The organism is Nakamurella sp., from assembly GCF_048594475.1.
Classification (GTDB): domain Bacteria; phylum Actinomycetota; class Actinomycetes; order Mycobacteriales; family Nakamurellaceae; genus Nakamurella.
The window spans coordinates 1-13680 of record NZ_JBMDXT010000477.1 but is presented as its reverse complement, the minus strand read 5'-3'; the positions used below and the strand labels follow the sequence as shown (position 1 = coordinate 13680).

The following is a 13680-nucleotide window of genomic DNA, read 5'->3' as shown; positions in this document are numbered from 1 at the left end:
GTCGGCAGCGGTGGCCGGCCGCAGCACGCGGGCCGCCCTCGCCCGGCTGGACGCCGACCCGGGCACCGACCACATCGCGGTGATCTCCACGCCGGCCGACCCGCAGGTGGCCGCCGACCTGGCCGCCCTGGCCGCCACGCTGGCCACCCCGGTCACCCTGCTGGTGATCGGTGCCGGTCGGCCGGACATCACCGCGGCCGCCGAGCACCTCATCGCGGCGGTCGGCGCCCCGGTGCCGGCCTGGCCCACCTGGGGCCGGGCGGCCGCCGGCGTCCCGGATACGGCCGGGGCGTCCGCCGGATCCCCCGCCACCGCGGCGCCCGCCCCATCCCCGGACACCGCCGCGCCCGCCGCGCCCGCCGGACCTGCCGCCACCGCGGCCGGGTCCGGCCGGCTGCGCGGCCTCTACGCGGGCGGCACGCTGGCCCAGGAGGCGCGGCTCGTCCTCGCCGACCGGCTCGGCACCGTCGCCGCCACCCTGCCCCTCCCCGCGCGGATCAACAACGCCGGCGCGGATCAACTCCCCCCGGATGTGACGCCCGGGACGGGAGTCGACGAGATCGTCCGCGCGGCAGCGGAACCCGGGCGGGCGGCCCGGCCGCGGCTCGGCCACGCGGTCGTGGACCTCGGGGACGACGAGTTCACCGTGGGTCGCCCGCACCCGATGATCGATCCGACCCTGCGGCTGGCCCTGCTGGCCGAGCAGGCGGCCGATCCGGACGTCGCGGTCGTGCTGCTCGACGTGGTGCTCGGGCACGGCGCCGACCCGGATCCGGCCGTCACCCTGGCCCCGGCGATCCGGGCCGGGATCGAGACCGCCGCCCGGGACGGGCGGGCGCTGTCGGTGGTCGTGGCGCTGTGCGGCACCGCGGGCGACCCGCAGGACCGCGACCGGCAGGCGACCGCCCTGGCCGCGGCCGGGGCGCAGGTCCATCTGTCCAACGCGGCGGCGGCCCGCGCCGCGGGTGCTCTGGCCCGCGCCGACCGGACCACCCCGGTCGACCCCGCTCCGGACACCGCCACCCGCGGACCAGCCGCCGCCCCCGCCCCGGCCGAACCTCCGCACCCACCCGCGACCGCCGCCGGACCGGCCCGGCCCGCCGACGGCCCCTCGGCCCGGGGAACGTCGAACGCCCCCGGCCCGGCCGGGCCTCCGCCGCCGGCGCCCGGCACCGCATCCCCCGACGCGGTCCCCCCCACCGTCGACGCGGACCTGCTCGCGAACCCGGCCGTGGTGATCTGCGCCGGCATCGGCCTGCTCGCCGACGCCCTGCGCGGCCAGTCCGTCACGGCGGTCGAGGTGGACTACCGCCCGCCGGCGACCGCGCCCGCGGTCGCCGACGCCCTGCACGCCGTGCTGGCCGACCCGCGCCGGGCCACCGCCAACGCCGAGGCCGTGCGGCGGATGCTGGGCGTCCGGGCCCGACTGGTCGACGTCCGGCCCGCGTCGGAGGCGCTCGGGTTGCGGCCGGGCCAGTTCGCCCACGCCGGGCCGCCGATCACCTTCGACCGGGCGTCCGGCCCGCTGCGGGGGGCGCTGATCGGGGCGCTGATCCTCGAGGGCCTGGCCGCCGACCCGGCGCAGGCCCAGGCGCGGCTGGCCGCCGGGGACGGGATCGAGCTGACCCCGTGCCACGACCGGCACGCCGTCGGCCCGATGGCGGGGGTGATCTCCCCGTCGATGTGGCTGTTCGAGCTGGTCGACGAGCAGTCCGGGGCCCGCGCGTTCTGCTCGCTGAACGAGGGCCTGGGCAAGGTGCTGCGCTACGGCGCGTACGGACCCGAGGTGATCGACCGGCTGCGCTGGATGGGCTCCGTGCTCGGCCCGGCGCTGGCCGACGCCGTCCGCGCCGCCGGGCCGATCGACATCACGGCGATCGTCGGCCAGATGGTGCAGATGGGCGACGAGGGCCACAACCGCAACCGGGCCGGCACCCTGATGCTGCTGCGCGAGTTGCTGCCCGCGCTCATCGGCTCCGGCCGGCCGGCGGCCGACGTGGCCGAGGTGGCGCGGTTCGTCTCCACCAACGACCATTTCTTCCTCAACCTGGTCATGCCGGCCGGCAAGCTGATGGGCGACGCCGCCGCGCACGTGCCGGGCAGCACGATCGTCACGGCGATGTGCCGCAACGGCACCGACTTCGGCATCCGGGTCTCCGGGACCGGTGACGAGTGGTTCACCGGCCCGGCGCTGGACCCGGACGGGCTGTTCCTGCCCGGTTTCGGGCCGGAGGACGCGAACCCCGACATCGGTGACTCGGCGATCACCGAGACGATGGGCGTGGGCGGCATGGCGATGGCCACCGCACCGGCGATCGTCCGGTTCGTCGGCGGCAGCGTGCCGGACGCGCTGGCGGTGACCCGCCGGATGTACGAGATCACCCAGGCGGAGAACCCGGCCTTCGCGATCCCGATCCTGGAGTTCCGCGGCTCACCGACCGGGATCGACGTCACCCGGGTGCTGCGGACCGGGATCCTGCCGCAGATCAACACCGGCATGGCCGGCCGCGTGGCCGGTACCGGCCAGGTCGGAGCGGGCCTGGTCACCCCGCCGATGGACTGCTTCACGGCGGCGGTCGGGGGCCTGGCCCGGCGGCTGCCCGGCGCCGGCTGATCAGTCCGCGAACTCCCGGCAGACGGTGATCTCGATGCTCACCTCGGCGTCGCCGGTGGCCACCGGCATGCTCTCGGCCGCGGCCGCCCGCATGGCCATCATCGGGCGGGGGCCACCGTGGGCCGGGCGTTCGTCGATCCACCGGACCCGGCCCAGCGTGCGGCCGGCGAGCCGGGCCAGCTGGCGCGCGGTCGCGTCGGCGTCGGCGAAGGCGGCGTCCCGGGCCCGGGTCAGGGCGTCCTGCGGGTGCCCGGGGGTGAGCGAGACCCCGTCGATCCGGACGCCCTCCCCGCCGAGCCCGGCGACGTCGGTGAGCAGCCGCTCGATGCCGCGCAGGCCGTCCCGCACCACCGTCAACCGCTGGCCGGCCTGGTAGCCGACCACCTGCTGGCGGTTGCCCTGGAACTCGACCCGCGGGCCGAGCGTGAGGTCGGAGGTGCGGACGGAACGGGCGTCCACCCCGTCGTCGGCCAGGACGGCCAGCAATCGGGTCGCCGTGCCCGACGCGACCGTCCAGGCGTCCCCCGGCTCGGCCCGCACCACCTCCACGGCCAGCGAGATCGTGACCCGATCGACCGCGGCGGCGGCCGCACCCCGACCGACCACGGTGATGCCTTCCGGCTCCGGCGCTGCGCTCATGTGCCCATCCTGCCCGGAACCGGTGTGTCGGGTGGGGTGACCGGGTACCGGACCGGCGGGCACCCGTCCGGCGACCGAGGAGGTCCGATGCGCACCCTGGCCGTGACCCAGAACGTCACCCTCGACGGCGCCGTTGAGATGCTGGGCGACTGGTTCGACCCGCAGGCCGGCGCCGCTGACGCCGACCAGGCGGCCGCGGCCCGCGGACTATCCGCCGCCTGCGACGCGATCCTGCTCGGCCGGCGCACGTTCGAGGACTTCCGCGGCTACTGGCCCCGGCAGACCGACGACCGGACCGGAGTGACCGACGAGCTGAACCGCATCCGCAAGTACGTGGTCAGCGGGTCCATGACCGACCCGCAGTGGGCGAACAGCACCGTGCTGCCGGGGGATCCGATCGAGGCGGTGGCCCAGCTCAAACGTGGTCCGGGACGGGACATCGTCGTCACCGGCAGCATCCGGTTGAGCCATGCCCTGTTCCGGGCCGGCCTGGTCGACCGGATCGACCTGTGGACCTTCCCGGCGGTGCAGGGCCGGGGCCGGCGCCTGTTCCCCGACGGGTGGACGCCCGATCGGATCCGCCTGCTCGACGCTCGCCCGTTCCGCTCCGGGGTGGTGCTGACCAGGTACGCGGTGCGCTGATCCGGGCCGGTCCCCTCCCGCGGGGGCCGGACGGGGCGGGTCCTCGCCCGCGGTCACCCGGGGGCCGGTCGATTCACCCCGGCGCCGAGGGGGTACGAAGGGACCGTCACGGCCCACTGTTCACCGTCTGCCGAGAAGGCTGTCCGATCACACGGAGGTTCGACCCATGGCTCTGGCCGCCAAGCTTCGCCGCGCTCCGGTCCGTCTGGCCACCGGCGCGTACATCCTCAATTCGGGCGTGAACAAACTGGGCGCCGACGAGGGCACCGCCGCCTGGTTGCACTCGACGGCGGCGAACGCGCTGCCGTTCGTCAAGCGGATGCCGCCGACCGTGTTCGCCAAGGTCCTGGCGGCCGGCGAGATCGCCGTCGGCGCCGCGTTGCTGGCTCCGGTGGTGCCGGCCGGGCTGGCCGGCATCGCGCTGCTGGGCTTCGGTGGCGCCCTGACCGCCATGTACGTGCGCACCCCGGCCTGGCACGACCGCTACCTGCGGCCGACCGCCGAGGGCGTCGCGCCGGCCAAGGACATCTGGCTGGTCGGCGCCGGGATCGGCCTGGTGGTCGACGCGGCGCTGGCCGAGTCGCCGATCACCGCCACCGAGTAGCGCCCGGCCCGGCGACCGCGCGGCGACCCTCAGTCGGGCAGCTGTACCGAGCCGTCGGCGGCCAGCGGGAAGAACGGGTTCCAGGCGACCTCCCAGAGGTGGCCGTCCGGATCCGCGAAGTACCCGTTGTGGCCGCCCCAGAACACATCGTGGGCGGGTGTGACGATCCGGCCGCCGGCCGCCTGCGCGGCCGCGAGCGTGGGGGCGACGTCCTCCCGTTCCCGCACGTTGTGCGCCAGGGTGACGCCGCGGAACCCGTCACCGGCCGGCGGGACACCGGCGTCCTGCGCCAGCTCGTCCCACCCGAACAGCCCGAGCACGACGCCGCCGGCCCGGAAGAACGCCACGTTCTCGTTGCTCGACGAGGACGCGACGAAACCCAGCGCCTCGTAGAACGCCCGCGACCGGGCGAGATCGCGCACCCCCAGGGTGAGCAGGCTGATGCGCGGCTCCATGGCGATCACCCGGCCAGATCGGCGAAGCGGGAATAGTGCAGCTGGTGCGCCACCGCGATGGTGGTGGTCGGGCCGTTTCGGTGCTTGGCGATGATGAGGTCGGCCTCGCCGGCGCGGGGGTCGTCGGCCTCCCACGCGTCGGGGCGGTGGACCATGATCACCATGTCGGCGTCCTGCTCGAGCGAGCCGGACTCGCGCAGGTCCGAGAGCATCGGCCGCTTGTCGGTGCGTTGCTCGGGGCCACGGTTGAGCTGGCTGATCGCGATGACCGGCACCTCGAGCTCCTTGGCCAGCAGCTTCATCTGCCGGGAGAACTCGCTGACCTCCTGCTGGCGGGACTCCACCCGCTTGCCCGAGGTCATCAGCTGCAGGTAGTCCAGGACGACCAGCTTCAGGTCGTGCCGCTGCTTGAGCCGCCGCGCCTTGGCCCGGATCTCCATCATGGTCATGTTCGGGGAATCGTCGATGTACAGCGGCGCGTCGGAGATCTCCGACATCCGGCGGACGATCTTCTGCCAGTCCTGCTCGCTCATGGTGCCGGCCCGCATGTGGGACAGGCGGATGCCGGCCTCGGCGGACAGCAGCCGCATGGTGATCTCGTTCTTGCTCATCTCGAGCGAGAAGATGGCCGACGTCAGGTGGTGCTTGACGGACGCGTGCCGGGCGATGTCCAGCGCGAGCGTCGAGTTGTGGGTGGGCACCATGGCCCGGCCGGCTAGGTAGAGATGGTCGGCGTTGTCCACCTGCACGCAGCGGACCGGCACGCTGGGCACGGGCCGCACGTCGACGACGAAATGGCTCTCGTGGTCCCGGTGCCAGGCCGTGTCGACCGCGCAGGCCTTGCGTGGGAGGCGGGTGAGGCCGGAGCGGGAGCGGACCACGATCTCCCACACGGGCGGGCGGGGATGACCCTCATGGCTCAGGTACCTCCGGTGCATCGTCGTGGCGCACCCTTGCGCCGACAGCAGCTCCCGCACGCCGCAGGCGAGCTCGATGTTGGTGGTGCTCCAGCGGTACCGGCCCTGACGGTCGACGTCGCCGGCGCGGTCCATCAGGCCCTGGATCAGCGCGGCCCGTTGGTCGGCCGAGGCCCGCAGGTAGGCGGAGGGGACCTGGGCCCGACGGTGCAGGGACAGCTCGAGCCAGGTGTCCTCCAGCCCGTCGACGGCGAACCGGTCGGTCCGGTCACCGACCCGCACGTGGACCCCGAGCCGGTCGAACTCCTTCATCACCCACTCGCGGTCGGCCGGGTCACAGCCGACGGTGCCCGGCGCGTCCGCCCCGCCCCCGCCGAGCAGGTAACCCAGCACCCACGGATCGAGGGGCAGCGCCCGCTCGGGCGCGGCCAGCGGGGCGCAGGTCGGCACGCAGTGGTTGAGGCGCGAACCGTCGTAGACGCTGCGGGCCAGCTCCGCCGTGGTCCGGGTCGGCGCGACCGGGACGTCGGCCCCGGGGTCGGCCGTGCGGGCCGCACCCGGCCAGCCGAAGCGGGCGTCGTGCCGCCCGTCGAGCCGGCGGCGATCGGCCGCGTCCCAGGTCCGCCACTGGTGGTCGGCGTCGGCGACGATGACCTCGCCGTCGGAGAACTCGATCTCGAAGCACGGCCGGCCGACCATCACCTCGGTTGCCGCGACGACCGTCGTGGGCCGCCCGTCGGCGCCGATCAACCGGTCGCCGACCGCCACCCGGCCCATCGTGGTCCAGCCGTCCGGGGTCACCAGCGGGGTGTCCAGGGCCAGCGCCTTGCCGATGCCGGGGCGGGCCGCGACGATGATCATCTGCCCCGGGTGGAACCCGTTGGTCAGGTTGTCCAGGTCGGCGAACCCGGTGGGCACGCCGGCCGACCGGCCGCCCTGGGCCGCGATCGCGTCGATCTCGTCCATGGTCGGCTGCAGCAGCTCCTCCAGGACCACGTAGTCCTCGGAGGTGCGCCGCTCGGTGACGTCGTAGATCTCGGCCTGGGCGCGGTCGACGATCTCGTCGACCTCGCCGCCGCCCATGTCGCCGTCGTTACCGCCGTAACCCAGCTGGACGATCCGGGTGCCGGCCTCCACCAGCCGCCGCAGGATGGCCTTCTCGGCGACGATCCGGGCGTAGAAGCCGGCGTTGGCCGCGGTCGGCACGGAGGCGATCAGGGTGTGCAGGTAGACCGAACCGCCGACCCGGCCCAGCGTGCCGGCCCGTTCCAGCTCGGCCGAGACGGTGACCGTGTCGGCCGGCTCGCCGCGGGAGTACAGGTCCAGGATCGCGTCGAAGATCAGCGCGTGCGCCGGCTTGTAGAAGTCGGCCGAGGTCAGGGCCTCCAGCACGTCGGCGACGGCATCCTTGGACATCAGCATGCCGCCCAGCACCGACTGCTCGGCGGCCTGGTCCTGCGGCGGCTGCCGATCGAACGTGGTGGGCGGCGCGCTCCGCACCGGACCGTCCGACCACCGCTGATCGACGACCGCCATTCCCGCATCTCCTCCGGCTCGGCCCGTCCGGGCGCCTGCACCATGTCGATCGAACGCCGGCCCGGCCGGCGCCACTGGTCCTTGGAACACGTGTTCGGTCTATCGCACCGGTCCGACAGTCCCCCGCCGCGGGAGCGGGCCACCGGCTCGCGACCACGGAGGGTGATGCGTCGACCCGATTCTCCCGACCTCTCACGACGCCCGGGTGGCGTGCCCGCGAGGACGCTAGAGCCCCGGCCCCGGTCCGCACAAACGGCCTTGTGCACAACTTGTGGACAGCACCGGGACAACCGGCGCCGACGCGCCGGGGTTGTCCCGACCGGGTGTGGACAGCGTGGGGAGAACTGCCGTCCTTCGACCCGTCATTGCAGCTCAGCGGGCTGGGGACGGACACGCCGGCTGTGGACAACCAATCTCGGTCGTCCTCGGCGTGGCGCGCTCGGCGTGTTGCCGTCGCACCGGGGTGGTCGGACCTTCACCCGACCGTCACCTTTTCGTGACCTGACCAGCGGAAAGCTACCCGCGGGTAGGCCGGATCCGGCCACCTGGCGGCGCCGGACGACCGTCGGCGGGCCGCGGCCGGGCGTCCGCGCAGTCATCACTGTGCGTGACATTCGTCCTCGTCGTGCGGACGACGACCGGATCCGTCACGATCGTGGTTCGCCCATGTTTCGTCCCGTCCGATGCGCTTGACCCCTCCTGACCGGCCGTGATTGGTTTCGCGGCGATCGTCGTGGCGCGCCGGACCGGGAACGGCATCGGCGGGCCTTGAGGTGAGGGGGTGACCGACGATGAGCACAGCCGCATCCGGGTCCGGCCTGGGGACCCAGCTCTTCCGGCGCAAACCGGTCGACCACATGCGGGCCGGCGTGGCGCACGGCCCCGAGCTCAAGCGGACGATCGGCACCTTCCAGCTGACCATGTTCGGGGTCGGAGCCACGGTCGGCACCGGCATCTTCTTCGTGCTGTCCGAGGCCGTGCCCAAGTCCGGACCGGCGGTGATCGTCTCGTTCCTCATCGCCGGCCTCGCGGCCGGCCTGGCCGCGATCTGCTACGCCGAGCTCGCCTCGACGATCCCGGTCTCCGGCTCCACCTACTCCTATGCCTACGCCGCGCTCGGTGAGGTCGTGGCCATGGGGGTGGCCGCCTGTCTGCTGCTCGAGTACGGGGTGTCGACCGCGGCCGTCGCGGTCGGCTGGAGCCAGTATCTGAACAAGCTGCTGGACAACCTGTTCGGGGTGCACCTGCCGGCAGCCCTGTCCCACGCCCCCTGGGACGACGATCCCGGCGTGCTCAACCTGCCGGCCGTCGTGCTGGTCGTGCTGTGCGCGCTGCTGCTGATCCGCGGGGCCAGCGAGTCGGCCGCCGTCAACACGGTCATGGTCATCATCAAGCTGTCCGTGCTCGGCATGTTCGTCGTCATCGGCCTCACCGCCTTCGACGCGGACAACCTGGCCGACTTCGCGCCGTTCGGCGTCTCCGGCATCGGCGCGGCGGCCGGCACGATCTTCTTCTCGTTCATCGGCCTGGACGCGGTGTCCACCGCCGGCGAGGAGGTCAAGGATCCCCAGCGCACCATGCCCAGGGCGATCATCTTCGCGCTGCTGACGGTGGTCACCATCTACGTGCTGGTCGCCCTGGCCGCGGTCGCCGCCCAACCGTGGCAGGACTTCGAGGGGCAGGAGGCGGGGCTGGCCCAGATCCTGGAGAACATCGTCGGCAGCTCCTGGCCGGGCACCGTGGTCGCGGCGGGCGCCGTCATCTCGATCTTCTCGGTCACCCTGGTCACCATGTACGGGCAGACCCGCATCCTGTTCGCGATGGGCCGCGACGGGATGCTGCCGCGCCGCTTCGCCCAGGTCAACCCGCGCAGCCAGACCCCGGTGTTCAACACCGTCGTGGTCGCGGTCGTGGTGTCCGTACTGGCCGCGCTGGTCCCGCTGGACCGGTTGGCCGACCTGGTCTCGATCGGCACCCTGGTGGCCTTCATCGTCGTCTCGATCGGCGTGATCATCCTGCGCCGGACGATGCCCGACATCCCCCGCGGGTTCCGGGTGCCCGGCTACCCGGTCACCCCGGTGCTGTCCGTGGTGGCCTGCGTGTACGTCCTGTCCGGGCTGTCCTGGACCACCTACGCCTGGTTCCTGGTGTGGTTGCTGGTGGTCCTGGCGTTCTACTTCCTCTGGGGTCGCCGGCACTCCGAGCTCAACCGCGGGGCGGTCGTCGTCGATCCGGACGCACCCGACGCCCCGGCCCCGGGCGGCGACCGGTGACCGTCGTCGTCGGCTACAGCCCGGACAAGGGCGGCCGCTCCACCCTGGAACTGGCCATCCTGCTGGCCCGGTCCGGCCGCGCCGAGCCGCTGGTCGTCGTCACCGTCACGCCGCAGCACTGGACGACGCCGTCGATGGCCCGGGTCGACGCGGAGTTCCAGGCCTGGGCGACCGGACAGGGCGAGGCGGCGCTGCACCAGGCGCAGGACGTGCTGGCGGCCAAGGCCCCCGACCTGGACGTCACCTACCGCCAGGTGGCCGGCCGCTCGGTGCCGGCGGCGCTGGCCCGGGCCTGCGCGGAAGCGGACGGCAGCCTGCTGGTGCTCGGCTCCTCCCGGGACGGCCGGCCGGGCCACGTCGTGCTCGGGTCCACCTCCGAACCCCTGCTGCACTCCAGCGAGGTGCCCGTGGCGATCGCGCCCCGTGGCTACCGCGCGCACTGCCGCACGATCAGCCGGATGACCTGTTCCTACTCCGGCGCCGAGGAATCCGACGACCTGCTGGTGGCGGTCGCCGAGATGAGCCGGCGGATCGGTGGCGCGCTGCGCGTGGTCACCTTCGGCGTGCGCGGCCGCACGATGTACCCGCCCGAGGTCGGGCTGCACGCCGAGGACATGGTGCTGGACCAGTGGAAGGTGCAGGTCGGCGGGCGCCAGCAGGCGGTGCTGGCGCGGCTGGCCGAGCTGGACCTGCTGCCCGACCCGGCCGCATCCGGACCCGCGGCGACGACGGCCGAGATCGTCACCGGGTCGGACTGGGCCGACGCGATGGACGAGCTGGAGTGGGGCCACGGCGAGATCCTCGTGGTCGGGTCGTCGCCGCTGGGCACCCTGGCCCGGGTGTTCGTCGGCTCCCGGGCGACCAAGATCATCCGCTACTCGCCGGTGCCGGTCGTCGTGGTGCCGGCGGCCGTCGCCAGCAAGGTCGCCGAGGAGGTCGAGATCGAATCCGCCGCGGACGCCGGCGGATGAGGCCCGAACGCCACCGGGGACCGCCCGGCCGCGGGTGGCGGCCGGAGGGTCCCCGGTGGCGGGTGCGGGCGAGGTCAGCCTGCGGTGACCTTGACGGTCAGCTGGGCGGTGACCCCCGGGTGCAGCTTGACGGCGACCTTGTGGGCGCCGACGGTCTTGATGTGGCCGTCGGTGTCGATGCTGTGCCGGTCGAGCACCGGGCCGCCGAGGGCGCGGATCCGGTCGGCGATCTCGGCCGTGGTGATCGAACCGAACAGCTTGCTGCCGTCGCCGGTGGTGCGGGCGGCGATGGTCAGCTTGTCGCCCAGCGCCTCGAGGGCCTGCTTGACCTCGTTGGCGTGCTCGACGCCGCGGATCTCCCGGGCCACCTGGGCCCGCTTGATCGTGGCGACCTGCTTCTGCGCACCCTTGGTGGCCACGATGGCCTTGCCCTGGGGCAGCAGGAAGTTGCGGCCGTAGCCGTCGCGAACCTCGACGGTGTCGCCGGGCGCGCCCAGACCGGGCACATCGGCGGTCAGGATGAGCTTCATGATGCGTCGTCCTTCCTGATCAGCGAGCGGTCGAGGTGTACGGCAGCAGGGCGACCTCACGGGCGTTCTTGACCGCGGTCGCGATGTCGCGCTGGTGCTGGGTGCAGTTGCCGGTCACGCGACGAGCGCGGATCTTGCCGCGGTCGGAGATGAACCGACGCAGCAGGGTGGTGTCCTTGTAGTCGATCGGCTGCGCGTTCTCCTTGCAGAACGCGCACACCTTCTTCTTGGGCTTGCGAACAGGGGGCTTGGCCATGATCAATGTCTCCGAATGAGTACGTGAGCGTCAGATGAGTCGGGTGACGAGCCGCGTCTAGAAGGGGGGCTCGTCGGAGTAGCCGCCGGACGAACCGGCCGGCGGGGCGCTGCCCCAGGGATCGTCACTGGCCGCGGACGACTGGCGGGAACCACCGGAGCCGCCGCCGTAGCCACCGCCACCGCCCGAGCTGCCGTAGCCGCCGCCACCGCCGCCGTCGGACCGCTGCGCGCGGTTGATCTTGGCCGTGGCGTACCGCAGCGACGGGCCGATCTCGTCGACCTCCAGCTCGATGACGGTGCGCTTCTCGCCTTCCTTGGTCTCGAACGAGCGCTGCTTGAGCCGTCCGGACACGATGACGCGGGCCCCGCGGGTGAGCGACTCGGCCACGTTCTCGGCCGGCTGCCGCCAGATGTTGCAGCGCAGGAACAGCGCCTCGCCGTCCTTCCACTCACCGGTCGCCCGGTCGAAGGTCCGCGGGGTCGATGCCACGGTGAAGTTCGCGACGGCCGCACCGGACGCCGTGAACCGCAGCTCCGGATCGGCGGTCAGGTTGCCGATCACGGTCATGATGGTCTCGCCGGCCATGGCTGCTCCTACTTCGCGTCCGGGCGGGTGATCTTGGTGCGCAGCACCGACTCGTTCAGGTTCAGCTGACGGTCCAGTTCGGAGACCACCGCGGACGGGCAGGTCACCTTGATGACCGCGTAGATGCCTTCCGGGTTCTTCTTGATCTCGAACGCCAGGCGGCGCTTGCCCCAGATGTCGACGTTCTCGACGGAACCGCCACCCTGGCGGATCACGTTCAGGAACGTGTCGATCGACGGAGCGACCGTGCGCTCGTCGAGGTTGGGGTCGAGGATGAGCAGGAGCTCGTAGTGACGATGAGCAGTCGAAACGCTCACGTGCACCTCCTATGGGCTAGGTCGGCCGCGGACGATCCGCGACAGGAGGGTGAAACATGGCTGAACCCGCCTGGCCGTGGTGTCGGTGCTGATGGCCCGGCGGGTTCGGATGTAACCACCAGATGTTACCAGCGCCGCCGACCCCGGCCGACCGCTCGTCGATCTGACGCCGACGGGCCGCCTCGATCCCAGGGGCCGCCGGGACCCTACCGATCGGCGAGCCGGACGACGAACTTGAGCGCCGACCAGGTCGCGTCGATCGCGCAGACCTTGACGTCGACCCGCCCGTGCGTCAGGCCCCAGTCCCGCACCACCGCGTCTGAAAGATCGGTGACCACCCCCGACGACCGTTTGGGCCAGCACACCCAGAGCATGCCCGCGGTGGCGTGCCGGGCCGCGGCCGCGTCGAACCGGCGCTCCAGGGTTGCCCGGTCGGGGCAGAACAGCAGCACCACGTCGTACGGGTCGGCCCCGGGCCGCCGGGGGTACGGCGCGCCCGGATCGAACCCGGCCGGCGCACCGAGCACGAGCACGCGCGCGTCGGGCTTGATCCCGAGCTTGCGCACGAGCGGGGTGCCCGAGTACCCGGCTGTCACACCGGGATTCTGGCAGGTCCGCCGGCGCCCGGGTCGGGCCCGGCGGGTTTACCACCGTTCACCTTCTCGTCCGGCGGCTCGTACAGTGAAGCTCGTCCCCCAGCTGAGGAGTCCCCATGCGTGATGCGGTGATCGTCGAGGCGATCCGGACGCCGGTCGGCAAGCGCAACGGCGGCCTGTCCGGTGTCCATCCGGTCGACCTGTCGGCGCATGTCCTGCGGTCCCTGGTCGACCGCACCGGCATCGACCCCGGTCTCGTCGACGACGTGATCTGGGGGTGCGTCAGCCAGGTCGGCGAGCAGACCTCCGACATCGCCCGATCGGCCGTGCTGGCCGCCGGGTGGCCGGACACCGTGCCCGGCGTGAGCATCGACCGGCAGTGCGGCAGCTCGCAGCAGTCCGTGCACTTCGCCGCGGCGGGACTGATCGCCGGGCATTACGACATGGTCGTCGCCGGTGGTGTCGAGTCGATGTCCCGGGTGCCCATGGGGGCGACGGTGCAGGTGGCCGGCACGCCGTTCTCGGCGAGCGGCTGGACCGGCCGGTACGGCGAGGTGTCGCCGCACCAGGGCGTCGGAGCCGAGATGGTGGCCCGGCAGTGGCAGCTTTCCCGGGCCCAGCTCGACGAGTACAGCCTCGCCTCGCACGAGAAGGCGGCCGCGGCCCAGGACGCCGGCTGGTTCGACGACCAGATCGTCCAGGTGCCGGCCGAGCTGACCGGCGGGGAGCCGGTCGGGGTGGA

The 13680-nt window shown here is 73.1% G+C and carries 12 protein-coding genes and 2 pseudogenes; 6 read left to right on the top strand and 8 right to left on the bottom strand.

Annotated features, from left to right (window positions below; all coding sequences use genetic code 11):
- On the top strand, window positions 1-2614 hold a 2614-nt coding region (locus ACOJUF_RS21420), incomplete at its 5' end, for a DUF1116 domain-containing protein (protein WP_420123837.1).
- Here ACOJUF_RS21420 and ACOJUF_RS21415 read toward each other — a convergent pair.
- Complete coding sequence (locus tag ACOJUF_RS21415; RefSeq protein WP_420123836.1) at window positions 2615-3253, bottom strand: SIMPL domain-containing protein; 639 nt, start codon at window positions 3251-3253, stop codon at window positions 2615-2617.
- A gap of 87 nt (window positions 3254-3340) precedes the next feature.
- Here ACOJUF_RS21415 and ACOJUF_RS21410 point away from each other — a divergent pair, with 87 nt between their 5' ends.
- Window positions 3341-3895, top strand: a complete 555-nt coding sequence (locus ACOJUF_RS21410; protein ID WP_420123835.1) for a dihydrofolate reductase family protein — start codon at window positions 3341-3343, stop codon at window positions 3893-3895.
- A 166-nt stretch (window positions 3896-4061) separates the two neighbouring features.
- The gene (locus ACOJUF_RS21405; RefSeq protein WP_420123834.1) at window positions 4062-4499 is read left to right on the top strand and encodes a hypothetical protein; all 438 of its coding nucleotides are present in this window, start codon (window positions 4062-4064) and stop codon (window positions 4497-4499) included.
- Window positions 4500-4528: 29 nt separating this feature from the next.
- Here ACOJUF_RS21405 and ACOJUF_RS21400 read toward each other — a convergent pair whose 3' ends face one another.
- Together ACOJUF_RS21400 and dnaB are read right to left on the bottom strand one after the other, a co-directional pair.
- Window positions 4529-4954 (bottom strand): VOC family protein, encoded by a 426-nt coding sequence (locus ACOJUF_RS21400; protein WP_420123833.1) that lies wholly within the window; start codon window positions 4952-4954, stop codon window positions 4529-4531.
- A 5-nt stretch (window positions 4955-4959) separates the two neighbouring features.
- Window positions 4960-7407 (bottom strand): replicative DNA helicase, encoded by a 2448-nt coding sequence (gene dnaB / locus ACOJUF_RS21395; RefSeq protein WP_420123832.1) that lies wholly within the window; start codon window positions 7405-7407, stop codon window positions 4960-4962.
- A gap of 791 nt (window positions 7408-8198) precedes the next feature.
- Here dnaB and ACOJUF_RS21390 point away from each other — a divergent pair.
- Both ACOJUF_RS21390 and ACOJUF_RS21385 read left to right on the top strand, forming a co-directional pair.
- A complete protein-coding gene (locus ACOJUF_RS21390; RefSeq protein WP_420123831.1) occupies window positions 8199-9680 on the top strand; it encodes an amino acid permease in 1482 nt (493 codons plus the stop codon).
- Window positions 9677-10585 (top strand): annotated as a pseudogene (locus ACOJUF_RS21385) (universal stress protein); the annotation flags it as partial. The gene ACOJUF_RS21390 and the pseudogene ACOJUF_RS21385, both read left to right, overlap by 4 nt.
- Window positions 10586-10725: 140 nt before the next feature.
- On the opposite strand, the gene rplI reads toward ACOJUF_RS21385, so the two are convergent.
- The 5 genes from rplI to ACOJUF_RS21360 all read right to left on the bottom strand — a co-directional run bounded on the left by rplI (window position 10726) and on the right by ACOJUF_RS21360 (window position 12938).
- Window positions 10726-11181 carry a 50S ribosomal protein L9 gene (gene rplI / locus ACOJUF_RS21380; protein ID WP_420123830.1) on the bottom strand — a complete coding sequence of 152 codons (456 nt, stop codon included), beginning with the start codon at window positions 11179-11181 and terminating at the stop codon, window positions 10726-10728.
- A gap of 19 nt (window positions 11182-11200) precedes the next feature.
- Entirely contained in the window at window positions 11201-11437 is a 237-nt protein-coding gene (gene rpsR / locus ACOJUF_RS21375) for a 30S ribosomal protein S18 (protein WP_395728750.1), read from the bottom strand.
- A gap of 57 nt (window positions 11438-11494) precedes the next feature.
- Window positions 11495-12025 (bottom strand): single-stranded DNA-binding protein, encoded by a 531-nt coding sequence (locus ACOJUF_RS21370; RefSeq protein ID WP_420123829.1) that lies wholly within the window; start codon window positions 12023-12025, stop codon window positions 11495-11497.
- Window positions 12026-12033: 8 nt separating this feature from the next.
- On the bottom strand, window positions 12034-12342 hold the full coding sequence (gene rpsF, locus ACOJUF_RS21365; RefSeq protein WP_420123828.1) for a 30S ribosomal protein S6: 309 nt from the start codon (window positions 12340-12342) through the stop codon (window positions 12034-12036).
- Between the two features lie 206 nt (window positions 12343-12548).
- Window positions 12549-12938, bottom strand: a complete 390-nt coding sequence (locus ACOJUF_RS21360; RefSeq protein WP_420123827.1) for a DUF3052 domain-containing protein — start codon at window positions 12936-12938, stop codon at window positions 12549-12551.
- A gap of 116 nt (window positions 12939-13054) precedes the next feature.
- On the opposite strand from ACOJUF_RS21360, the pseudogene ACOJUF_RS21355 reads away from it, so the two are divergent.
- A pseudogene (locus ACOJUF_RS21355) lies at window positions 13055-13680 on the top strand (acetyl-CoA C-acetyltransferase); the annotation flags it as partial.